This is a genomic window from Microbacterium proteolyticum, assembly GCF_030818075.1.
In the GTDB taxonomy this organism is placed as follows: Bacteria; Actinomycetota; Actinomycetes; order Actinomycetales; family Microbacteriaceae; genus Microbacterium; species Microbacterium proteolyticum_A.
Map to the genome: position 1 here is coordinate 366,785 of NZ_JAUSZZ010000001.1, position 22,199 is coordinate 388,983.

The 22,199-nt window shown below is 67.3% G+C and carries 25 protein-coding genes and 2 pseudogenes; 12 read left to right on the forward strand and 15 right to left on the reverse strand.

Translation table 11 applies throughout. The features are described from left to right. Positions 1-54: 54 nt before the first annotated feature. The 4 genes from QE392_RS01730 to QE392_RS01745 form a co-directional block, all read right to left on the reverse strand. Complete coding sequence (locus tag QE392_RS01730; RefSeq protein WP_307446976.1) at positions 55-1,476, reverse strand: MSMEG_0567/sll0787 family protein; 1,422 nt, start codon at positions 1,474-1,476, stop codon at positions 55-57. After that, positions 1,446-2,540, reverse strand: a complete 1,095-nt coding sequence (locus QE392_RS01735) for an MSMEG_0568 family radical SAM protein (RefSeq protein ID WP_307446979.1) — start codon at positions 2,538-2,540, stop codon at positions 1,446-1,448. Before QE392_RS01735 ends, QE392_RS01730 begins: the two co-directional genes overlap by 31 nt. A 431-nt stretch (positions 2,541-2,971) precedes the next feature. Then, positions 2,972-3,562, reverse strand: a complete 591-nt coding sequence (locus tag QE392_RS01740; RefSeq protein WP_307446981.1) for a dihydrofolate reductase family protein — start codon at positions 3,560-3,562, stop codon at positions 2,972-2,974. Positions 3,563-3,658: 96 nt separating this feature from the next. Then, a complete protein-coding gene (locus QE392_RS01745) occupies positions 3,659-4,024 on the reverse strand; it encodes a cupin domain-containing protein (RefSeq protein ID WP_307446984.1) in 366 nt (121 codons plus the stop codon). A gap of 266 nt (positions 4,025-4,290) precedes the next feature. Here QE392_RS01745 and QE392_RS01750 point away from each other — a divergent pair, with 266 nt between their 5' ends. Together QE392_RS01750 and QE392_RS01755 are read left to right on the forward strand one after the other, a co-directional pair. After that, positions 4,291-4,614, forward strand: a complete 324-nt coding sequence (locus tag QE392_RS01750) for a hypothetical protein (RefSeq protein WP_307446987.1) — start codon at positions 4,291-4,293, stop codon at positions 4,612-4,614. Positions 4,615-4,870: 256 nt separating this feature from the next. Further along, positions 4,871-5,383, forward strand: coding sequence for a nucleoside kinase (locus QE392_RS01755; RefSeq protein ID WP_307446991.1), 513 nt, complete (start codon positions 4,871-4,873; stop codon positions 5,381-5,383). A gap of 106 nt (positions 5,384-5,489) precedes the next feature. Here the strand turns inward: QE392_RS01755 and QE392_RS01760 are convergent, their stop codons facing one another. The 4 genes from QE392_RS01760 to QE392_RS01775 all read right to left on the reverse strand — a co-directional run bounded on the left by QE392_RS01760 (position 5,490) and on the right by QE392_RS01775 (position 7,580). After that, positions 5,490-5,855, reverse strand: a complete 366-nt coding sequence (locus QE392_RS01760) for a fluoride efflux transporter FluC (protein WP_307446992.1) — start codon at positions 5,853-5,855, stop codon at positions 5,490-5,492. Continuing rightward, positions 5,852-6,217: a fluoride efflux transporter FluC gene (locus QE392_RS01765; RefSeq protein ID WP_307453994.1), complete on the reverse strand. Its 366-nt coding sequence runs from the start codon at positions 6,215-6,217 to the stop codon at positions 5,852-5,854. Before QE392_RS01765 ends, QE392_RS01760 begins: the two co-directional genes overlap by 4 nt. Positions 6,218-6,429: 212 nt before the next feature. Next, complete coding sequence (locus QE392_RS01770) at positions 6,430-6,816, reverse strand: arsenate-mycothiol transferase ArsC (RefSeq protein WP_307446995.1); 387 nt, start codon at positions 6,814-6,816, stop codon at positions 6,430-6,432. After that, positions 6,813-7,580: an aquaporin gene (locus QE392_RS01775; RefSeq protein WP_307446999.1), complete on the reverse strand. Its 768-nt coding sequence runs from the start codon at positions 7,578-7,580 to the stop codon at positions 6,813-6,815. Before QE392_RS01775 ends, QE392_RS01770 begins: the two co-directional genes overlap by 4 nt. A gap of 28 nt (positions 7,581-7,608) precedes the next feature. On the opposite strand from QE392_RS01775, the gene QE392_RS01780 reads away from it, so the two are divergent. From QE392_RS01780 to trxB, 4 genes are all read left to right on the forward strand, one after another. After that, complete coding sequence (locus QE392_RS01780) at positions 7,609-8,514, forward strand: metalloregulator ArsR/SmtB family transcription factor (RefSeq protein ID WP_307447002.1); 906 nt, start codon at positions 7,609-7,611, stop codon at positions 8,512-8,514. A 73-nt stretch (positions 8,515-8,587) separates the two neighbouring features. Then, positions 8,588-8,998 (forward strand): arsenate reductase ArsC, encoded by a 411-nt coding sequence (locus QE392_RS01785; RefSeq protein WP_307447005.1) that lies wholly within the window; start codon positions 8,588-8,590, stop codon positions 8,996-8,998. A gap of 5 nt (positions 8,999-9,003) precedes the next feature. Further along, the gene (locus QE392_RS01790; RefSeq protein ID WP_307447008.1) at positions 9,004-9,675 is read left to right on the forward strand and encodes an arsenate reductase ArsC; all 672 of its coding nucleotides are present in this window, start codon (positions 9,004-9,006) and stop codon (positions 9,673-9,675) included. Further along, entirely contained in the window at positions 9,672-10,658 is a 987-nt protein-coding gene (trxB, locus tag QE392_RS01795; protein WP_307447010.1) for a thioredoxin-disulfide reductase, read from the forward strand. The genes QE392_RS01790 and trxB overlap by 4 nt, the downstream gene beginning before the upstream one ends. Positions 10,659-10,679: 21 nt before the next feature. Here the strand turns inward: trxB and QE392_RS01800 are convergent, their stop codons facing one another. After that, on the reverse strand, positions 10,680-11,030 hold the full coding sequence (locus QE392_RS01800; RefSeq protein ID WP_307447013.1) for an ArsR/SmtB family transcription factor: 351 nt from the start codon (positions 11,028-11,030) through the stop codon (positions 10,680-10,682). 88 nt (positions 11,031-11,118) lie between these two features. Here QE392_RS01800 and QE392_RS01805 point away from each other — a divergent pair, with 88 nt between their 5' ends. Together QE392_RS01805 and QE392_RS01810 are read left to right on the forward strand one after the other, a co-directional pair. Next, the gene (locus QE392_RS01805) at positions 11,119-12,438 is read left to right on the forward strand and encodes an FAD-dependent oxidoreductase (protein ID WP_307447016.1); all 1,320 of its coding nucleotides are present in this window, start codon (positions 11,119-11,121) and stop codon (positions 12,436-12,438) included. Continuing rightward, entirely contained in the window at positions 12,435-12,938 is a 504-nt protein-coding gene (locus QE392_RS01810; RefSeq protein WP_307447020.1) for a GNAT family N-acetyltransferase, read from the forward strand. The genes QE392_RS01805 and QE392_RS01810 overlap by 4 nt, the downstream gene beginning before the upstream one ends. Before the next feature lie 41 nt (positions 12,939-12,979). Here the strand turns inward: QE392_RS01810 and QE392_RS01815 are convergent, their stop codons facing one another. Beyond that, complete coding sequence (locus QE392_RS01815) at positions 12,980-13,402, reverse strand: ASCH domain-containing protein (RefSeq protein WP_307447023.1); 423 nt, start codon at positions 13,400-13,402, stop codon at positions 12,980-12,982. Next, on the reverse strand, positions 13,369-14,886 hold the full coding sequence (locus tag QE392_RS01820) for a hypothetical protein (RefSeq protein ID WP_307447026.1): 1,518 nt from the start codon (positions 14,884-14,886) through the stop codon (positions 13,369-13,371). Before QE392_RS01820 ends, QE392_RS01815 begins: the two co-directional genes overlap by 34 nt. Positions 14,887-15,166: 280 nt before the next feature. On the opposite strand from QE392_RS01820, the pseudogene QE392_RS01825 reads away from it, so the two are divergent. From QE392_RS01825 to QE392_RS01840, 4 genes and pseudogenes are all read left to right on the forward strand, one after another. Then, positions 15,167-15,764 (forward strand): annotated as a pseudogene (locus QE392_RS01825) (recombinase family protein). A 6-nt stretch (positions 15,765-15,770) separates the two neighbouring features. Beyond that, entirely contained in the window at positions 15,771-17,153 is a 1,383-nt protein-coding gene (locus tag QE392_RS01830; protein ID WP_307447029.1) for a Mu transposase C-terminal domain-containing protein, read from the forward strand. Next, positions 17,153-17,962 carry an AAA family ATPase gene (locus QE392_RS01835; RefSeq protein WP_307447031.1) on the forward strand — a complete coding sequence of 270 codons (810 nt, stop codon included), beginning with the start codon at positions 17,153-17,155 and terminating at the stop codon, positions 17,960-17,962. The genes QE392_RS01830 and QE392_RS01835 overlap by 1 nt, the downstream gene beginning before the upstream one ends. A 536-nt stretch (positions 17,963-18,498) precedes the next feature. Beyond that, complete coding sequence (locus QE392_RS01840; RefSeq protein ID WP_307453995.1) at positions 18,499-18,792, forward strand: GNAT family N-acetyltransferase; 294 nt, start codon at positions 18,499-18,501, stop codon at positions 18,790-18,792. 222 nt (positions 18,793-19,014) lie between these two features. Here the strand turns inward: QE392_RS01840 and QE392_RS01845 are convergent, their stop codons facing one another. The 4 genes and pseudogenes from QE392_RS01845 to QE392_RS01860 form a co-directional block, all read right to left on the reverse strand. After that, on the reverse strand, positions 19,015-19,197 hold the full coding sequence (locus tag QE392_RS01845; protein WP_307447033.1) for a hypothetical protein: 183 nt from the start codon (positions 19,195-19,197) through the stop codon (positions 19,015-19,017). Between the two features lie 230 nt (positions 19,198-19,427). Beyond that, positions 19,428-20,009: pseudogene (locus tag QE392_RS01850) on the reverse strand (HpcH/HpaI aldolase/citrate lyase family protein); the annotation flags it as partial. Positions 20,010-20,028: 19 nt separating this feature from the next. Continuing rightward, positions 20,029-20,958, reverse strand: coding sequence for a ribokinase (locus tag QE392_RS01855; RefSeq protein ID WP_307447036.1), 930 nt, complete (start codon positions 20,956-20,958; stop codon positions 20,029-20,031). A 6-nt stretch (positions 20,959-20,964) separates the two neighbouring features. Next, entirely contained in the window at positions 20,965-22,128 is a 1,164-nt protein-coding gene (locus QE392_RS01860) for an ADP-ribosylglycohydrolase family protein (protein WP_307447039.1), read from the reverse strand. Between the last annotated feature and the right edge of the window lie 71 nt (positions 22,129-22,199).

The following is a 22,199-nucleotide window of genomic DNA, read 5'->3' on the forward strand; positions in this document are numbered from 1 at the left end:
TACCAGGCTGGTCGCTTGGTGTTTCGAATTGGTTTCGTTCGGAAAGAGGTTGCGTTACGCCTGGCCGAGGCCGGTGGCATCCGTGTCGAGCGCACGGGTCTCGACGCCGTCGGGCCACCGCAGCACGACGCCGGGCTCGGCGCTCAATTCGCCGATCGTGGCCGAGTGTGCGAGCGGCGAGGGGATCTCGGGCGCATCGGCGGTGAGCATGCCGTACCCCGGGAAGCAGGTGAGCCAGTCGCCGAAGGCGACGTCGGGCGGCGCGGGGATGTCGGCCACGTCGATGCGCGCGCCGGTGCCCGACGCCTCGGCGAGCATCGCCGTCGTGCCGACGATGCCGGCCATGCTGACGTCTTTCGCCGCAGCCGGCCGGTGCGCGGCGAGGAGCCCCGCCAGGTGCCGCAGCTCCTCGCCCGTCCGGGTGGAGGTCGAGTCCCACTGGCGCCCCTCGAAGCCGCGGCGCCAGCGGCCGTGCAGATCGACGGTGAGGCCGAGCCGGTGCCCCGCCCGCCCGCCCCCGCCGGGGATCGGCGCGGTCGTGCGACCGAGCGCCGTCACCGCCAGCGACGACGCCCCCCGCAGCTGCGTGTGCCCGCCGAGCACCGGCACGTCCCACGCGACCGCGGCGCTGCGCAGCCCCGAGACGATCCGGCGCACCGCCGACGGGGTCGCGGCCGACACGGCATCCATCAGTCCCACCGCCCGCGCACCCATCGCCGAGAGGTCGTTGACGTTGACCAGCACTCCGCACCATCCGGCCCACTCGGGGTCCTTGTCGATGAGGGCGGGAAGGATCGCGTCGGTGGCGACCACGACATCGGTGCCCGACACGAGCGCGCCATCGTCTCCCACCCAGCCGTCGCCGCCAAGGGCCTCGGGATGGTCGTCGCGGATGCCGGCGAGCACGTCGCCGAGGGGGAGCTTCATGGCCCCGACGAGGTCGGCGATGCGGTCGATGGGCCAGCGCATCCGCACGTGCGGGGCGCCGCCGATCACGGCCTCCCCCCAGCGCACCCACCCGAGGTGACGGAAGAGGGGCTCGTTGCGCTGCTGCACCGTGGCGTCGAAGCGCAGCACGCCCCGGCTCACCGCCTCACGACACGCTTCGCGAACGAGAGCGGAACCGATCCCGCCCGTGTGCCGAGCACCGCGCCGCACGACGAGACGCCCGCCCGTCCACCAGCCGATGTCGCGCGCGGTGGCAGGCGCGAGTCGCACCCCGCCGAGCACGTCGCCCGCGGCGGTGGCCGCGACCAGCACGACCGTGCGGGGGTCGTCGTCGATGTCGTCGTGGTCGGTGCCGGCGAAGAGCCCCTGCTCGCCGACGAACACGTCGCGCCGGATCGCGCGGTACGCGGCGAGATCCGCGGCATCCGCCACCCGGATCACCCACGCGGGCGCCTCCTGCGCACGGGGTGCGCCGGTCAGCACCGGCACGTCGAACATCACGCGCCCGCCGTCTTGAGGATGCTGCACGCGCCGCACGCGGCACACCCGGCCTTCTGATCCTCACCGCGCATGCCGGCCGCGTGCAGCAGCCCCGCGACCCGCGACGTGATGTCGTCGACGACCGCGCGGTGCGGGGCCGGCACCTTGTCGACGTCGGTGGCGAGCGTGCCTTTGAGCGGGCGGAACGGCACGACGAACGGGTAGACGCCCATCTCGATCAGCTCGCGCGCCCCCTCGACCGCCTCGTCGGGGTCCTCCCCCATCCCGACGATGAGGTAGGTCGACACCTGGTTCCAACCGAACACCCGCACGGCCTCGCGCCACGCGGCGCGGTACTCGTCCATGCTGACGCGGGACTTGCCCGGCATCCATCGACGGCGCACGTCGTCGTCCATCGACTCCACATGGATGCCGATGGATCGAGCGCCCGCGTCATAGAGGTCGGTGATCGCCTGCAGATCGGCCGGGGGCTCGCACTGCACCTGGATCTCGAGTCCCGGCACGGCGGCCTTGACCGCGCGCACGCAGCGCGCGAGGTGTTTGGCGCCGCGGTCCCAGCCGTTCGAGGTGCCGGTGGTCATGACCATGTGCGTCACGCCGTCGAGCCGCACGGCGGCCTCAGCCACTTCGGCGAGCATCGCGGGCGTCTTGACCGCGATGGTCGTGCCCGCATCGAGCGAGGCCTCGATCGCGCAGAAACGGCAGCGTTCGCTCTCGTCGTATCGCACGCACGTCTGCACCACCGTGGTGGCCAGCACGTTCTTGCCGTGGAGCTTCGCGATCTTGTCGTACGTCACGCCCTCGTCGGTCTGCAGGTCGTAGAACTTCGGCCGCACCACCGGGGCGACGTCGAAGCCGAGATCGGCACCGTCGCGGGTGAGGCGCCCGGACGCGGTGATCACGTACGGGCTGTTCGGGTTGAGGGGGATGGCCGCCCCGTCACCGTCGACGACGAAGTGGCCGTCGTCGCTGGGTCCGGCTCCGCCGGTGCGGCGCACGGGGGCGTCGCTGCGGACGCCGAGCAGGGCTAGGCTGACACGGGTCGACACCCGGTCACGATCGACCGGTGCACACGCTGAGACGTTGTCCATGCGTCCAGTGAAACGACGGGATGTTTCCACACGACGACGACCGGATAGCAGTCGTGTTTCGCCCGGCGGGCCGCCCCGATTCGCGGGACACCCGGATTTCGGCCGCTCGCGGAGCGCGTTCCGTGAGCCCGCCGGAGGTTCCGGAGCAGTCGGAGATTCTGAGCCTGCCGCGGGCCCCTGGGCCTGTCGAAAGCCTCTGGCTCGTCGAAGCGTCCGCGAGCCGCCGCGGGTCTCCCACCTGAGCCCGAGAAGCCGCCGCAGCTCCGTCAGCCCGCCGCCGGTCCCTGAGCCTGTCGAAGTGCCCCGATCCTGACGCCGCCTCCCCAAGTTGTGGACCATCGACCGTGCCGCGGAAGCGCTGCGCGAGGCCTGCCCCCGACGTCACGTGGCATCGCAACGAGAAACCGAGGTGCGAAACCACCGGTTGCGCGTCAGGGTGTCGTGACGTCGTAGGTGATGCGCACGAGCCCGTCGCTTGCGGTCGAGTGGTGTCCGCGGAGGGTCAGGAGGACGTCGCGGTCCAGTTCGCCGAAGAGTCGGGTTCCCCGGCCGAGAAGAATCGGGGCGATCGAGACGGTGAGTTCATCGATGAGGCCCCGAGAGATAGAGGCCCGGATCGTTTGCCCCCCATCGACGTAGACGCGCTCAGCATCGCTCTCCGTGAGGAGTGCTCCGACTTCGTCCACGGACCGGGCAACATCTGCCCTGTCGGAGGTGTCGAGCGTCGAGCTGAGGACGATGACCCGTTTTCCTTCGAAGGGCCACTCACCGAATCCGAGGACGGTCTCATAGGTGGTGCGCCCCATGACGAGGGTGTCGACGGTCGGGAAGAACGATTCCCAGACGAGGGCGGGGTTCGTCCCCCCGTCGGTGACATGTTGGCGAGGTTCGGGCGTCGTCAGCCAAGACAGATCGCCGTCGGGCTTCGCGATGTAGCCATCCAGGCTCGTTCCGATGAAGACGCATCCGCGCCAGGTGCGATGAGCGGTCATGAAGACCATGATGCTCGGGAGGTCGGACATCGAACGGCCTCGACTGCCGGTGCGAGACCGATCGGTTCCGCACCGTGAACCGGTGCCTCGCGCGAGCCTCGGCCAGCTGAGTAACGGGTTCTCGTCTCAGGCGAACTCGCGCAGCTCGCTGGTCATGTCGCCACCCGCGTCGCCCGTGTTCACCGTCCCCTTGGGCTCGAAGAGGAGGGCGTGTACTTCTCCCGTTGCCCTCGGGCAGTGCTCAACGCCTTGGGGGACGACGAACACGTCGTTCGGACCGAGGATGACATCGCGGTCACGCAGCTGGATGGTCAGCTCGCCGCTGACGACCATGAACAGTTCGTCGGTGTCGGGGTGCGTGTGCCAAACGAACTCGCCGTGCAGCTTGACCACCTTCACGTCGTAGTCATTGATGCTCGTCAACCGGTGAGGCTGCCAGTACTCGGTGATGGTCGAAAGGGCGTCGCGCACGTTGCGCACGTCGTCTGTCATATCACAAAAGTGTATTGAAGCGGCATTGCGTCGCATGACGTTGGCCGATGGTGCAAGATCGATCGGTTTCGCACCACCCGGTCGCCTTGGAAGATGGGTTCATGGGACCCCGTGATGGCGACGCCTCCCTCTTTCCAGGAGCGAGGGCTCTCCCGCAGCCGATCCCCAGACGTGAAGCGACCTACCGGCCGGCGCCGGAGTCGGAGCTGCCGGTGCGGTACGCCGTGGGCTACGGCACTTATGCGAACCGACTCAGAACGCGGGGGATGTCTCCTGAGACGCTGGCTGGCGACCTGCCCGCTCTGATGAAGGTGCTCTCGGAGGATGCTGATCTCGATACCGAGTCGCTCCACTCAGCTGCAATCTTTCTCGGCAACAGCGTCGCGGCCCGATACCCGTCCGCCACCTGGTCAGTGATGGACGAGCTGCGGATCGGACCGGGAGGTGTTGGCGGTGCGCCACTCCTCACCATCATCACGCAGCTCCAACAAAATGCCACCCGCCTCACGGACTTCATGGAAGCTCTCGAGCGATACATGACTGGTCCTGGCGGGACCAGTCCATCGCGGACACCCACGCTCGACACATGAGGCGGGGTGCGAAATCGATCGGTTTCGCACCAGTTGAGTCACGATTGCCGCGGTTGCTGGTGCTCGGCGCGATGTGGCGTCGGTACCCGCCGAACGGGTGACATCTGCTGAGTACGTCTGCTATGACGACGAGGGTGAACACGCCGAGGTCTTCCCTCTACGCACCGACCGCAGCTGATTTGGCGCGCGGCAAGCCGTGCAAAACGCATTGGATTGGTGCCGGTTCATGGCCTACGAGCCGTCATAGGCTGCCCCCGTGGGGCGGCGGAACTATCTCATCGAGGGTGGCTCGGGCACGGGCAAGACGGCCGTTTGCCACGAGCTGCGACGCCGTGGGTACCACGCGATCAACGGCGACAGGGAGTTGGCGTATCAGGGCGACCCGCAGACGGGCGAGCCGGTGACGGGCGTCTCCGGCGTCGCAGCACACCGTCATCATCTGTGGCGGGTGGAGCAGGTGACAGCGGCTGTCGCGGATGATGAGGAGCCCGTCACGTTCTTCTGTGGGGGCTCGAGAAACGCCGCACAGTTCCTGCATCTGTTCGACGCCGTCTTCGTTCTGCGGGTCGATTCAGAGACGTTGCGCAGACGTCTGGACGCACGCCCTCGTGACGAATGGGGCGGCCAAGGCCGCCACGCGGAACGAGAACTCATCGAACGGCTGCATCTAGGTGGCGAGGAGATTCCCGCCAGCGGTATCCCGATCGATGCGACGGCCCCTTTGCATGCCGTGGTCGATGACATCCTCCGACGAGTGAACTCGGGATGAGCCTGGTGCGAAACCGATCGGTTTCGTACGCCCGGGAGGCCCGCCGATCAGGTGGGCCGCAACCAGGAAGCAGCCGCTGAGCCCGTCGAAGGGACCCGGGGAACCCTCAGGCCGATGAGCCGAGCGCGAGCCCCGCTGTCGCCGCGACGACGGAGCCGACGAACGAAGCCGCCGCGTACACCGTCGCTGCCCGTCCGCGACCCTCCTCGGCCAGCAGCACCGTGGTCGCCGCGACCGCGCTGAAGGTGGTGTAACCGCCCAGCAGCCCCGTTCCCACGATCCACCGCCACGCCTCGTCTGCGGGCAGCATGCTCAGGATGCCGAGCGCGAACGCACCCGTGACGTTGACGATGAGGATCCCCCACGGGAATCGTTCGCCGGCGACGCGACGGATGCCGGCGTCGAGGAGGAACCGCAACGCCGCGCCGGCACCGCCCGCGACCGCAACCGTAAGGAAGACGAGAGGCGTCACCGCTGCGTCCGCCCGCTCCGACCGAGCACCAGTCCGCCCCACGCCGCCCCGGTGCCCAGCACCACCGAACCGATGCCCCACCACAGCAGCCCGGGCTCCGCCGCCTCGACCGCGAGGGCGCTGTAGGTCGTGAAGCCACCGAGCACGCCGGTTCCGAGGAACAGCTGCACGCGCTGCGCGCCCGAGGATGCCGGCATCCGGGACCGCCACCCCAACAGGATGCCGATGGCGAACGCGCCCACGATGTTGAGGAGCGGCACGAGGGTGGAGCCGATACCGTCGCCGATGGCCAGGGTCAGACCCGCGCGCAGGGCTGTGCCGATCGCGCCGCCGACCGCGACGAGGCCGACATCACGCCACATGCTCACCGCGTGATCCTATGCCCGCCCCTCGTGCCGGTTTGATCGCGTGGCGACACGACGGCGAGGACGGCCTCTCGAGCGGCTGATGCGAAAGGGCGGGATTCCGTTTCGCATCGCTTCGCATTTCGCACCGGGTTTTTGCACCGCGGCGCCGCGCGACTTGTGAGTCACGGTGCTTGGTGGCGGCGTTCTGATATCGCTACGTGGCGTGCCTACAGCAGCTCGGTTCGGATGCGAGCGGTGACGGCCTCGCGGAGAGGGCGGACGTTCTCTGCGCTCCAGTCGGTCGGGTCGGGGAAGGACCATTCGAGGTAGCGGCCGGTGGGGGTCGCGGGAAGCGGCAGTCCGGGCTTCATGGCCACGACGATGTCGGCCGTCTCGATGTCTTCGGCGGTGACCGCGCGCGGGGTGCGGTCGCTGATATCCAGGCCGAGCTCTGCGACGGTCGCGGCGATCGCCGGGTTCACGTTGTCGGCGGGGGTGATGCCGGCGGAGGTGGCGGTGAAGCGGTCTCCGGCGAGGATCTCCAGGAGCCCGGCGCCGAGCTGGGAGCGGCCGGCGTTGTGCTTGCAGAGGAAGAGGACGGTGGGGGTGCTCATGTGGGCGCTTCCGGATGGTTGGCGGTCGGGGTCGGGAGGATCTTGGTCAGCGGCGGTGAATGCGCTGTAAACCGTGCCGCTGAGGAGGTGGGGGTGTGGCGGGGGGTGAGGAGTCGGACGCCTGCCCAGCCGAGGGCGGCGCCGAGCAGTTGCGCGGCGATGAACAGCGGCGCGGATGCTGGTGCGATGCCGGCGAAGGTGTCCGAGAACATGCGGCCGATGGTGATCGCGGGGTTCGCGAAGCTGGTGGAGCTGGTGAAGAAGTAGGCGGAGCCGATATACGCGGCGACGGCGCCGGCCGCCCAGGCGGAGCGGCCGCTGCGGGCGAGGATGAAGATCACGGCGACCAGTCCGGCGGTCGCGACGACTTCCGCGATCAGGTGCCCCGGGGTGATCCGATCCGTGGTGCTGAACGTGACGGGCGGGAGGTCGAACATGATGTTCGCGAGGACGCTACCCGTGACGCAGCCGAGGATCTGCGCACCGATGTAGGGGGCGATGTCCCGAGCCCCGCGGTATCCGAAGGCGAGGTCGACGAGGGAAACGACGGGGTTGAAGTGGGCCCCGCTGATCGAGCCCAGCACGGTGATGAGCACGAACAGGCCGAACGCGGTCGCGATCGCGTTGATGAGCAGCTGCACGCCGACGTCGTCGGAAAGGCCGGTCGCGGCGATCCCGGAGCCGACGACCATCGCGGTCAGGGCGGCGGAGCCTGCGAACTCGGCAGCGACACGGCGAAGCAAGGCGGTGGGGGCGGGAGTCACACGCCTAGCATCGCATAGACTCTCATCTATGGATTCCACCGGTTCGACCAGTGCCCTGCGATTGCTCGCGGATCCCACCCGGGCGCGGATCGCCTCGATGATCCTCGACAGCCCGGACGGGCGCCAGCTCGTCGGCAAGATGGCCGACGCGCTCGAGCTGCGCCAGCCCACGGTCAGTCATCACGTGCGCGCCCTCGCGGCGGAAGGCATTCTCGTGCGCCAGCCGGAGGGCCGGAACGTCTGGTATTCGATCGCCCCGGATCAGCTCGACCGGGTGAGCGACTATCTCCGCCTGCCACCCGAGTCCGCGCCCGTCGACGGTGACGTCCTCGAGCGGATTGTCGCGGACCTCTCGACTCGGTTCGCGGGCACCTTCTCCCGGGGGACTGTCGAGCGATACGTGCGCGAGAGCCGCGACCTCTTGGCTGAACGTGCGCACCTGACCCGGCGTCTGCCCTCGATGACGTCGCGCTTCGCCGCCGACCGCCTCGACGCGCTGCGCGCCAGCACGGACCCCGCTCGAGAGGGCGGCATCCCGGATGTGCTCTTCGTGTGCGTGCAGAACGCCGGCCGCTCACAACTCGCTGCCGCGATCCTGCGCCACCTCGCGGGCGACCGGGTGCGCGTGCGTACCGCGGGCTCGGCCCCCGCGGACGCGGTGCGCGCGGTCATCGTCACGGCACTGGACGAGATCGGGGTGCCGGTCGCCGGGGAGTACCCCAAGCCGCTGACCGATGAGGTGGTCCGCGCGTCCGACGTCGTGATCACGATGGGGTGCGGTGACGCGTGTCCGATCTACCCGGGCCGCAGCTACCTCGACTGGGACCTCGAAGACCCGGTGGGCCTGCCCTTGACGCGGGTGCGAGAGATCCGCGACGACATCGACGCGCGCGTGCGCGCTCTGCTCACCACCCTCGAGGTGAACGCGGCGTGAACCTCAGCGGCGGCCACTAGCCAAACCCATAGATGTGCGTCTATGGTTTGAGGTGTTCGAGGAAGGAACACTCATGACCGAGAAGCCCACCGTCCTGTTCGTCTGCATCCACAACGCGGGTCGCTCGCAAATGGCCGCCGGCTACATGCGCGCCCTCTCCGGCGGTGCCGTCGACGTGCTGTCCGGCGGCTCCGAGCCCGGCGACCAGATCAACCCGATGGCGATCGCAGCGATGGCGGAGGAGGGCATCGACATCTCCCAGGCCGTCCCGACGCTGATGACCACCGAGCAGGTGCGCGAGTCGGATGCCGTGATCACGATGGGCTGCGGGGACGTTTGCCCGATCTTCCCTGGCAAGCGTTACGAGGACTGGGCCCTCACCGACCCCAAGGGCAAGAGCCTGGAGGAGGTCCGCCCGATCCGCGACGACATCAAGGCCCGCGTCGAGGCCCTGCTCGCTGAACTGCTGCCCGCAAAAGTCTGACGACGATGAGCGACTTCACCAACCGCCGCCCCCTCCCGGGGCTGGTGTACCCGGAGGCGTACCTCGCCCGGCTCGCGGATGAGCTGAGCCGGAAGTTCACCGGGATCTTTGCGACCGAGACCGTCGAGCGGTACGTGCTCGAGTCCTACACCGGCCTGCTGCGCACCTCGAAGGTCAAGGCGCACCTCGCCAGTCAGACCGTCCGGTTCGCGACCGACCGTCTGACCGCTCTCGCTCAGGCGAAAGGCGCGATCTTGCACGACGTGCCGGAGGTGCTGTTCATCTGCGAGCAGAACGCCGGCCGCTCGCAGATGGCTGCCGTCATCACTGCCTCCCTCTCCGGCGGCCGTGTGCACGTGCGCTCCGCCGGCTCCATGCCGGCCGCCGAACTGAACCCGTCCGTGGTCGAAGCGATCACGGAGCTGGGTCTCGATATCGCCGAGGCGTTCCCCAAGCCCCTCACCGATGACGTGGTGCAGGCCGCCGACATCGTGATCACGATGGGCTGCGGCGACGCGTGCCCGATCTACCCGGGCAAGACCTACCAGGACTGGGACCTCACCGACCCGGCCGGCCTCCCGCTCGAGGAGGTCCGCACCATCCGCGACCAGATCACCACCAAGGTCGAGGCGATGCTCGCGACCCTCGGCGTCACCCCCACAGGAGTCCCCTCATGAGCAGCATCGAGAACGTCGTCGTCGTCGGCTCCGGCCCCGCCGGTTACACCGCCGCCATCTACCTCGCCCGCGCCGGCCTCGCCCCGATCGTGCTCACCAGCGCCGTCGAAGCCGGCGGCGCCCTCGTCAACACCACCGAGGTCGAGAACTTCCCCGGCTTCCCCACCGGGATCATGGGCCCGGACCTGATGGAGAACATGCGCGCCCAAGCCGAACGCTTCGGCGCCCGCATCATCTACGACGACGCCACCGCCCTCGAGCTCACCGGCCCGGTCAAGACCATCACCACCGGCTACGGCGACACCTACCGGGCGCACACCGTCGTCCTCGCGATGGGTTCCGCCTACCGCAAGCTCGGCATCCCCGGCGAGCCGCACCTCACCGGCCACGGAGTGTCCTGGTGCGCGACCTGCGACGGATTCTTCTTCAAGGGCCAGGACATCGCCGTCGTCGGCGGCGGCGACTCCGCGCTCGAAGAGGCCATGTTCCTCACCCGCTTCGCCAACAGCGTCACCCTCATCCACCGCCGCGACTTCCTCCGCGCGTCAAAGATCATGCAGGACCGCGCCCTCGCCAACCCCAAGATTCGCGTGCTTTGGGACACCGAGGTCACCGAAGCGGTCGGCACCGACCGCCTCACCGGCCTGCGCCTGCGAAACACAATCACCGGTGAGGAGTCCGAGCTGGCCGCGACGGGCCTGTTCATCGCGATCGGCCACGACCCCCGCTCCGAACTCGTCCTCGGCCAGGTCGACGTCGACGCCGACAACTACGTCCGCGTCGACTCACCCACCACCCAGACGAACCTCCCCGGCGTCTTCGCCGCCGGCGACCTCGTGGACCACCGCTACCGCCAAGCGATCACCGCAGCCGGCACCGGCTGCGCAGCCTCCGCCGACGCCGAGCACTACCTCGCCGCCAACGGCCTCGCCAGCTACGCCCAGCAGGAGACAGCCGAACTGGACGACACCCTCACCCGGTAGGTGCTCCGCGGGTGATGAGCGTTAGACGCCGGTGAGCATCCCCGCGAGGGAATCGAGCGCACCCGGGACCAGGGAGAAGTACGCCCACGTGCCGCGCTTTTCGCGGGCCAGAATCCCAGCGTCCACGAGGATCTTCAAGTGGTGTGAAACCGTGGGCTGACTCAGGCCGATTGGCTCCGTGAAGTCGCACACGCACACCTCGCCCGAGCTGCTCGAGGCGACGATCGACACCAGGCGCAGCCGCGCCGGATCTGCCACCGCTTTCAGCGCCCGCGCCAGCAGCTCTGCACCCTCAGCGCTCAGCGGCTCGCGCGCGAGCGGCGCGCAGCACTCAGCCACCGCCGCGGTCAGAGTCAGCTCGATCATCGCCATGCATCCACCTTTCCACACATTGACAGACATCGATATAGCGGGGCAGACTCGGTTCATCGATGTTCGTCGATGTTGAGGAGTGCACCTGATGACCATGCTGCTGACCGTCCCACCCCGCACCGACGAGCGCCGCCTCACCGGCCTGCCCATCGCGGTAATCGGCGCCGGCCCCGTCGGGCTCGCCGCCGCCGCGCAGCTGCTCGAGCGGGGCCTCGACGTCGTGGTCTACGAAGCCGGCGACAGCGCCGGGGCTGCCGTGCGGCAGTGGGGGCACACCCGCCTGTTCTCCCCGTGGGCGTACCTGGTCGACTCCGCCGCTGCACGCCTGCTTGACGCGGCTGGCTGGGAGGCGCCCGCCGCGAAGAAGCTGCCCACCGGGCACGAGTTCGTCCGCGACTACCTCACGCCCCTCGCCGGGACACCGCAGCTCGCCCCGGTCATCCGGTACCGCTCCCGCGTCACCGCCGTGACCCGCGAAGGCATGGACCGCACCCGCTCCACCGGCCGCGCCGCGACCCCCTTCCTGCTGCGCCTAGACACTCCCGAAGGCGTCACCGACGTCACCGCCCGCGCGGTCATCGACACCTCCGGCACCTACTCGACACCCAACGCCCTCGCCTCGGCCGGCCTTGACCCGATCGGCACCGCCGAGGTCGCCGAGCACCTCAGCCTCGCGCTGCCCGACGTCCTCGGCGCCGACCGCGCCCGCTTCGCCGGGAAGAGCGTGCTCGTCGTCGGCGCCGGCCACTCCGCCGCGAACACCCTGATCAAGCTCGCCCGACTCGCCCGCGAAGAACCCGGCACGAGCATCACCTGGGCGATCCGTGGCACCAGTCCGCTGCGCGTCTTCGGGTCAGGCGAAGACGAGCTCGAGGAACGCGGCAAGCTCGGTGGCACCGTCCACCAGCTCGTCCGCGACGGCGCGATCACCCTCCTCGATCGCTTCGAAATCGACCGCCTCGAGAAGACCACCACCGGCCGGGTCGCCGTGCTCGGACGCCGCCGCAAAGGGCGCGAGAGCGTCGAGGCCGACGTCGTCGTACAAGCCACCGGGTTCCGACCCAACCTCGACATGCTGCGCGAGATCCGCGTCTCCCTGGACGAGATTGTGGAAGCGCCCCGCGCCCTCGCGACGCTCATCGACCCGAACCTGCACTCCTGCGGGACTGTCGACCCCCACGGTGTCGCCGAGCTCGCCCACCCCGAGCCAAACTTCTACATCGCAGGCATGAAGTCCTACGGCCGCGCCCCGACTTTCCTACTCGTCACCGGTTACGAGCAGGTCCGCTCCATCGCGGACGAGCTCGCAGGCGATCACGCCGCCGCCCGCCGCGTGCAGCTCGTCCTCCCCGAGACCGGCGTCTGCTCCACCGAGATCGGATCCGCCGGAGGGAGCTGCTGCTCATGACTGCCGTCCGGGCGATGCTTCCCGAAGACTGGAAGCAGGTCGAGGCAATCTATATCGAAGGGATCGCCACCGGACACGCGACCTTCGAGGCCGAACCGCCCACCTGGGAAGAATTCGACGCCGGCAAGCTGGACGTGGGGCGCCTGGTCGCCGTCGACGGCGACCGCATCCTCGGCTGGACGGCGCTTTCCCCGGTCTCGGCACGACCCGTTTACTGCGGAGTGGTTGAGCACTCCGTCTACATCGCCGTGACCGCCCACGGTCAAGGCCTGGGGACGCTGCTACTCGACGCCCTACTCACCGCCACCGATGACGCGGGCCTCTGGACAATCCAATCGAGCATCTTCCCCGAGAACATCGCAAGCCTCGCCCTGCATGACCGCGCTGGCTTTCGCCGCGTCGGCACCCGTAACCGCATCGCTTACATGACCTACGGACCGGCGGCTGGCTCATGGCGCGACACAATTCTCATCGAACGACGCAGTCCGGCCGTTCCGTAACGGGATTGTTCAGCGGATGCTTGGGCGGTCGAACCGGCGAGTCAGCCCGCCGAGGCTAGCTCGTGCGCATCCGCAGGAAGATAGATGAACGACTGCGGAACCGCGGGTCGTGGTGTGAAATCGGTGAGCGCGAGGGAGTCTGGGAAACGCTCCGCTGTTGCTACGACAATGGCGACAGCCGAGACGGCATCGCCGTAATAGGCGAAGAACGCGTCTTTCTCGATGACGCCGACAGCGCCGAACCGTTCCCAGATGCGCGCCGGGGTGTCGGTGATCATCTCGCTAATCGTGAACTGGCCGATGACCTGGCTCGTGGGGGCAGTGGCGTAGATGAGGACAGTGCGGATGTCCTCGGCAAGGCGTCGTTTGCGGAACTCGACGCGCTTGCGACCGTCGACGATTGCTTCCGCCCAGCGTTGATGGATCGACATCAGAGCGACTCGGTCAGCTGCTGCTGCACCCATGCGACTCCCTCCTCGTCTTTCACGCGAACGACCGACTGCGGCCATGATGTTACGACCCTACGTTCCACCAGTTCCGTCAACGGCCAGGGCTGCTCGATGAACCGGTCCTGTCGGAAGAGGATCGTCAAAACGGCCTTCCCCTCTTGGTGCATCGCGGCGACCTCGGCGGCTGAGTACACAGTTCGCTTGAAGGACAGTTCGATGGTGGCTATCGGGTCAGCTGAGCGGTGTGAGCGCTCCGCAACACCCACCGCAACGATCGAACCGTCTCCTCGAACCCCGCCCTGGCTGCGATAGAACAACAGCGTCGACCCCGGTGGGATCTCCTTGGTGGGGCTGCGGCAGAGGTAGGCCTTCCGTATGGCGTTGCCGTGCGCTTTCGGCGTTGAGAAGGTATCGGCGAGCATCGTCGCCCCCATCGTGCCGACGACCGTCGCGTCAGGGAACAAGTCGTCGTACCACTGGGGTGTGATCGGGATCACAAAAATCGGGTTGCCTGGCTGGATTGCGGGTGGCCCGTAGGCGATGTGGAAGTCCAGGCCGTTCAAATGTGACGCGTTAGGCGGATCTAGGTGCTTGAGCCAGATCTGTTCGTCCGGGTCGCTTCCCTTGTCGGTGACGTAGGCGAACCCGAAGTCGGTCAGAAACTCGAGGAGTCGTTCGTGTCGGGTGTTGACCTCGACGAACATGTCGCCGGGGCGGCCCGGTTCGGCCGCGGCCCAGCGCAATACGGCCTTGAGAAGCAACTCGCCGTATCGTTTACCGCCGGCCGTATCACCAACCTTGAACGTCGACAATTTGATCGCTGGTCGACCTCGGTCCACTGGGTGCGTGTCCATCATCTTCACGAGCGCGAGTGCCTCGTACCGCGAGCTGTTGTCGCGAATGACCCATGCGCGTCGAGCGAGCGAATCCTTCTTGACCTTCGCGATCCAGGTGTCGAACCCCGGGTAGTCCTCGCGAAGTGAGTTAAAGAACGTCTGGGACGTATCGAGCTCGTTGGTCCGCAGGCGCTCGACCATCGGGGGTGGCGGAGGCGCGTCCGGATGCCAGGCGGCGAGCTGCGCAGCTGCCTCACCGGTTCGCAAGACTCGGTGCTCCAGCCCCAGCCGCGCTGCACGCTTTCGGAGCCGGCCGTCGTTCGTGATGAGGAAGTGCACGCCCTCCGCGTGCAGAGCGGCGAGGATGCGCGCGTCTCGCTGATCGTTCGGTCCTGCGGGATCGGGGAATACGTCCCGCACATCGGCCGGCACATCGACCTCGGCCAAGGTTATGTACTTCTTGTACGCAGCCAGATTCTGGGCGCGATGAACCGGATCACTCGTCTCGGCAAGGTCATCTCGCGTCGCCGGATGCACGAAGACGTGGTGTCCATTCTGGGCCGCGAGTCTCAGGAAACTACTTACCGCGGGGTGGGCGTCCTCAAGCTCGCCGTTGAATGGCTCAGCCGCAATGATGACGTTCGAATCGATGAGGAACGACATCTCGGTTTGCATCGGTCCGTCCCCCCACCGTCAGCGAGAGCATCTCACGCCCGTGAGCAACTCCTGCGGAACTGCGCGGCGCTCCTATGAGTATCGCCTCACGAAGCTTCCGCTCCAGGGTCCGCTCAGAAAACAGTAGCTTTCTGAGACGCACCGACCGGTCACCGTTCCACTCTCAGCGAATCCGGATTCTCAGGACGTCGGCTGTCTCGAAAAGACGTCTTGCTGTGTTTCGTCTCAGGAGGGGCCGCGGAGGGCGTTTTCGAGTCAGAATGGGCTCGTGAGGCTTCTGGGGTATACGCGGGTGAGTACGTCGAGTCAGGACGCGCAGTTGCAGCTCGATGCGCTCGTAGCCGCCGGGGTGCAAAAGCGCGACGTCTTCGCGGATGTCACCTCGGGGAGCAAGGCCGCGATCGAGCGGACCGGGATGAGGAAGCTCCTCGAGTACGCCGAGGACGGCGACACCGTCGTCGTGTGGCGAGTCGACCGCCTTGGCCGATCCCTCATCGACGTGCTGAACACCGTGAATCTGCTGCGCGAGCGCGGCGTGCAGGTGCGGTCTATTTCGGATGGCATCGATCCGTCGACGTCGACGGGCCGGCTGATGTTGAACATGCTCGCGACGCTCGCGGAGTACGAGCGGGAGCTCATCGTGGAACGTGTCAACGCCGGCATAGCGGCCGCTCGGGCGAACGGGACCCGGTTCGGTCGGCCTCTGTCGGACCCGGTCGTGATCGCGGACAAGCTCGCAATCGCCGCGGATGCGCGAGCGCGCGGGCGCACCGCTGAGGACGCTGCTCGTCTCGTCGGGTGGAGTCGCGCGACCCCTCTACCGCCACCAGCAGGCCCACGCGGCCCGCGAGAGCGCAGCGATGTAGCGGCTTATGGATGGCCTCGAGCGGTGGCGGATCCTCCAACTTCACGTGGAAGATCAGGTCCCCCTCGCGGCCATCGCCCGCGAGAGCGGCATCGGCACGCGGACGCTACAACGCTGGCATCAGCTCTACAAGAAACACGGGCTCGCAGGACTCGACGACACTGCACGAAGAGACAAGGGCAGCCGGCGCACTGACCCCGCAACCGTCGCCACCATCGAGCGGCTCGCCCTGACCCGGCCTCGTCCGTCAATCGCGACGCTGCATCGACTCATCGTCGAAGAGTGCCTACCCGAGAGTAGGCCGGCGCCGAGCTACGCGACCGTCCGCCAGATCGTGCAGGCCCTCGACCCCGCACTCGTCACCCTCGCGTTGGAGGGTCCCGCGTCCTACCGCAATCGTCACGAGCTGGTGTTCCGCCGTCGTGCGGAACGGCCGAATCAAATCTGGCAGGCCGACCATACCGAACTCGACATCCTCATCATCGGCGCGAACGGGAAGCCCGACCGCGCCTGGCTGACCACCGTCATGGATGATCACTCCCGCGCGATCTGCGGCTACATGGTCTTCACCGGAGCGCCCTCGTCACTGAACACCGCTCTCGCGTTGCGGCAGGCGATCTGGCGAAAGACCGACCCTGCGTGGGCGATGTGCGGAATCCCCGACGTGCTGCACGTCGACCACGGCTCCGACTTCACCAGCCACCACCTCGAGCGCACCGCCGTCGAGCTGCACCTCCGGCTCATCTTCTCGACTGTCGGCCGGCCCCAGGGGCGCGGCAAGATCGAGCGGTTCTTCGGCACTATCAACACCGAAGTCCTCCCGACCCTCCCCGGCCACCTCGGCTCCGGGAGTCGCAACCCGCAGCCCGTGCTCGATCTCCCGGGCGTGGACCGAGCGATCGGCGCCTTCATCGCCACGTACAACCAGCGCACCCATCAGGCGCTCGGTGTCTCCCCGCGCGACGCATGGGTCGCGGACGGTTGGCTACCCCGCATGCCCGACACCCTCGACGAGCTCGACGGCCTGCTGCTCACCGTCCCCACGCATCGGACCGTGCAACGAGACGGCATCCACTTCCAAGGCCAGCGCTACCTCGCGCCCACCCTCGCCCCGTTCGTCGGACACACCGTCACCATCCGCTACGACCCCCGCGACGTCTCCGAGATCCGCGTCTACGACCACGACACCTTCGTCTGCGTCGCCGTCGACGAAGCCCACCCCAACACCCGCCTCAGCCTCCGAGACATCGAAGCCGCCCGCCGCGCCCGCCGCCACGAACTCCGCCGCACCATCAACGACCGCATCCCCACCATCGCCCACCGCGAACAACCCCACCTCGCGGACCCGACCCCACCCAAGCAACCACTCCGCACCTACGAGGAGGAGTGATGACCCAGAGCTTCATCGTCACGAAGGAACACCGCCGCTTCACCGAATTCGCGAACGCGGTGAAGAAAGAACGCACCATCGGCATCTGCCACGGTGACGCCGGAGTCGGAAAGACCAACTCCGCCCGCCGCTACGCCAACTGGGACACCCTCGAGCCCTTCATCACCGCGTGGGGCCCGCGGAGCGAGGACGACGCGAAACATTACGCGCTCGCGCATCGTTCCCGCACCGTCTTTTACACACCCGAAGTGCTGCCGCGACCCAGGGACCTCATGCAAGAGATCAGGAGATGGCGGGCCAAAGTCGGCATCTGCATCGACGAACACCTCCGCACCATCGGGAAAGTCACCGGCGTGAACACCGCCGACACCACGCGGTGGGTTCAACTGCTCATCGTCGACGAAGCCGAGCGCCTCACGCCCACCGCGCTCGAGCTACTCCGAGACGAACATGACCGAACCCATCTCGCGATCATCCTGATCGGCATGCCCGGCATCGACCACCGCTTCCGCCACTACCCCCAGCTCTACAGCCGCCTCGGCTCCTCCCACCGCTACCGCGCCCTCGGCCGCGACGAACTCCTCTTCGTCCTCGACCGACACTGGAAACGCCTCGGACGCACCCTCAACCCCGACGACTTCACCGACGCCCAAGCCGTCGCCGCCATCGAACGCATCACCCGCGGGAACTTCCGCCTCCTCGAGCGGCTCTTCCCCCAGATCAACCGCATCCTCAAGATCAACGAACTCGAGACGATCACCGACGACGTCGTCGAAGCCGCCGCCAGCGTCCTGGTCATCGGAAGCTGACCGGCGCCACCGAACGATCACAGAGCACCGCCATGAAGCTCGCAACTCCACAGCGCGACTTTCCGCGCCGCGCACGGGCTCGGCTCACGGACGCGTTGGGGGTGCGAAACCGATGGGTTTCGCACCATTATCGCGCTCGTGCCTGCGCTTCAGCCCGGGTGCAAACGCGATCGCAATTCCCCGATCGCGTTCGACGATCCTTTGGATCCGGTCTGCCCCACACACTCAGCCGCGTTGACGTCAGGAGCAGCAGATTGCAGGATCAGGCGTCATGACCAGCGCCGGGTTTTTCATCGAGACCGTTCCGCACGGCAAGTTATCTGCGACCGACTTGACGAGTCTGACTGAGTTGTTCGACCGGGAGTATCAGACCAGTTTCGGACCCTGGAACCCGGCGCAGCCATATGGATACGCACCGCACGACGTTCATGTGATTGCTCGGTCCGGTACGTCGATCGTCGGACACGTGGGATGGGCGGAGGACCATCCTCGTCGGAACGTCGGAGGTAGTGATTGCCGGCGTCGGCGGAGTTCTCGTGTCGCTATCGACGCGCGGGAAAGGGGTGGGGAACCACCTCATGCGACACGCTGCCGGCTCGATGGAAGACGCCGACGGTGTGGAATTTGGCTACCTCGGATGCCGAGAAGAGGTGGTCCCCTTCTATGTCTCATGTGGGTGGCGCCGGATCTCTGCAGCGGAGCGGTTTATCTCGCGCGACGGTTCTCCCGTCGTGGAAGCCGCAGGGCACCCTCTCTTCATCTTCCCGGTGACCAGCGGTGTCGACTCTTGGCCGCACGGGACGGTCAATCTGCGCGGCCGCGCATGGTGACCGTGAGTCCCCCAGGCCACGCTGGCGATAACGAACAAGCTGTCCAGGGGTAGATGACGCAGCCTTCTTGCGTCCGCGGAGTCCAAGCTGTGAGGTGCGAAACCGATGGGTTTCGCACCACACGACGACCCGAGGACGCGACCCCGTGTGGAGCGCGGCGCTGACAGTCGCGCTTGTCGCGTCACTCAGCGTCCGATATGGCGGTGGGCCGAGCGTCGTCTGCTAGGCGGGCGGAGCAGGGGGCTTGTTTCGTCGCCACATGCGGATGCCTTGCACCACGGCGCCCACACCGAAAACCGTCACCACCGGAACGGCGATCCACATGGGAATTCCTCGTCCGCTGCTCTCGGAAAGATCGAAGAAGATGAGCCCGGCGATGCCGCCCAGGGTCAGCAGGGACCCCATCACGATCAAGATTTGGGGCCGTGGCGCGGTCCTGTGGTGCGACACCGTTGTACTTCATCCGGCCTCCAGCCTCAGTCGGAGAAGACTTTCATCTGGGCGACCTGGTGCGCTACTGCTTGCCGGCATCAGTCCCGTGCACCCGCTCGAACGCACGCACCTTTCGCCGATAGCGAGCGAGCTGAATGAGACCGAAGACCAGGTAGCTGAGAAGCGCTTGGGCCCGTGTGCCATAGCCGTCCGACGCGCGAGGCGATGACAAGCCGTGATCGGGGGTAGGCCATCGGTAGGTGGTCGGCTGATGTGCCGGTGTCGCGGCGATAGTCGCCCGACCCGAAGGCGAGGCGGAAACATCCCTGAGCTGTCGCAATGCTCACGGCGTCTTCGACACCCACGGCGGATTCGTCGAGGGCGACGATGGGGGTTCGGCTTCCGAGCCGGTCGAAAGTCTCGGTGACCTGGGCGCCACTCTCCGTCTTGGCAAGGACAACCCCGGCGAGGCCGGGGAGGTCTTTCAGTGCGTCGACGTCGTCTGACCAGAAGTCCGAGGCCCGATCATTAATGCGCACCCACGCCCCGTTTCCTTCGGTGCTGAGCCAATCTATGACGTCGTTGCGTGCAGCCGGCTTGGCGGCCGGGTCGACGGCATCCTCAATGTCGAGGATGATCTGGTCGGCGCGCGAGGACTGGGCGGCGTCGTACTGGTCTGTATGGGTCGCGTTGACGAGGAGCCACGACCTCGAGATGTCGGCCGGGATGGGGCGTCGAGCGTTGGTGGCCCCGCGCGATGCTGTCTGTGTGGCGGGGAGCGTCATGTGTGATCTTTCCTCCGGGTCACTGAGCGTGACCGGCGATGGCGGTGATGAGGGCGCGGGTAGGAATGGAAGGAACCGCGCCGTGTTGCTGGACGGAGAGACTTGCTGCCGCGGTGGCGTAGATGGCCGCCGCTTCCAGGGCTTCAGGGTCAACGGGCCAGGGGCGCAGTTGGGTGACGAGGGCACCGCAGAACGTGTCTCCCGCCCCGGTGGTGTCAACAACAGCCACTTTTCGGCCGGGAATACGGGCGGTGATCTGCCCATTCACGGCGATGATCGCTCCCGCACCTCCCAGAGTTACGATGACGGCTGGACCGCGTGTGGAGAGAGCTCGAGCACTTTTCTCAGGCTCAGCGGGGGTGCCGGTTTCCGCTACCGTGGCGGCTTCGTGTTCGTTGACGATGAGAAGGTCTACAGCGTCGATGAGGTCTTCTGGAAGCGTGTGGCTGGGGGCGGCGTTGAGGACGACATAGGTTCCGGCTGCTTTCGCGGTTGAGGCCGCCTCGAGGACGGTGGGCACCGGAACCTCCAGCTGCATCAGGAGGATGTTGCTGGAAGCGATAAGGGCCTTTTCTTCGTCCCTGAGTTGGGTCAGCTTCGCGTTGGATCCGGCGTCGACGATGATCGCGTTTTCTCCGTCTTTGGATACGGAGATGACTGCTGTGCCGGTCGGTGCTTCGACGTTGCGGGCGGTGACAAGAATGCCGGCTTCGCGCATTTCGTTGGCAAGCCACCGGCCGCCTTCATCGTCACCGAGGGCAACGATGAAGGCGGTCAGTGCGCCGCTGCGGGCGGCGGCGACGGCTTGGTTGTTCCCCTTGCCCCCTGGGACCGTCTGGTGCCCGGTTGAGAGGACCGTCTCACCGGGGCGTGGGATGGACTCGACGTCGTAGACCAGGTCGCGGTTGGCGGAACCGAGTACGACGACATGGGGCTTGGGGAAGGTCACAGCGGCTTACTCGACGCCGGCGGGAACGCGTGCGAGCGCGTTCAGTCGATCGAGGTCGGCGTGCGTGCGTGCGAGGTCGGCGTCGATGATCTCCTCGGCGACGGTGGCGAGCATGTCGGCGTAGTGGTCGAAGTCCATGCGGCTGGCGGTGGCGATGTCGCTGAGCCAGTTCTGGTCGATGACCTCGTTTCCGCCGAGGCCGGCGGCGATCGCACCGGCCATGCTGGCTATGGAGTCAGCGTCTCGGCCGTAGTTGATCGAGCCGAGCACCGTCTTGCGGAAGTCGCCCTTATGCGCGACGAGCATGCCGAGCGCGATGGGGAATTCTTCGATGGACTTCGTGCGGGAGGGGATGCGCGCGTCGAGGTGAGGCTCGCGGTACTTCTCTCCAACCGTGTCGAACGGGCGGATGGCGTCTCGGAGGGCTTCGCCGATCTCGTCGTCGGTGGCGGTGTCGGGCAGTGCGCGGGCTGCGTCGACGACGGCTTGGAGCGCGAGCTTGGTGCCGTCGTGGGCGAGGGAGATCGTCGCTTCGACGACGCTGTCGACGGTTGCGCCCGGTGCGAGGGCAGCGGCGACGGAGGCCGCGAAGACGCCGGCTGCTTCACGTCCGTAGCTGGCTTGGTGTGCGCCGGCGATGTCGATGGCTTCGATGTAGGCGGCGCGGGGGTTGCCGGCGTTGACGACGCCGGTGGGGGCCATGTACATGGCGGCGCCGCAGTTGACGGCGTTGCCGACACCCGCCTCACGGGGATCGACGTGGCCCACCTTGATGCGCGAGACGATCCATTTCTCCGGCAGGAAAACGCGGTGCAGGAGGATCGCTTCGCGTTCGAGCTCGGGGACCCAGCGGAACTGGGTTTCCAGCAGCGGGATGAGTTCTTCGCTGAAGGAGTAGGCGTCGAGGTGGTCGCGGCGGGCGGCGTAGATCTGCACGAGCGCCTGTGTCATGAGGGTGTCGTCGGTGATGTGGCCGTCGCCCTTGTGGTACGGGCTGATGGGGCGGTGGGTCTGCCAGTCGGCGAAATACGGGGGGACGATTCCGGTGACGCGTCCGCCGTAGCGCTGCTGGATCTGCTCGGGGCTGAATCCTTCGGTGGCGCCGCCGAGGGCGTCGCCGATCGCCGAGCCTGCGAGCACTGCGGCTGCCCGCTCTCGAATCCATGACATAGCTGTTCCTGCTTTCTGATCGTTCGTCGTTGGTACGCGCAGGGTGCGGGCCGTCTCCCGCACCCTGCGCG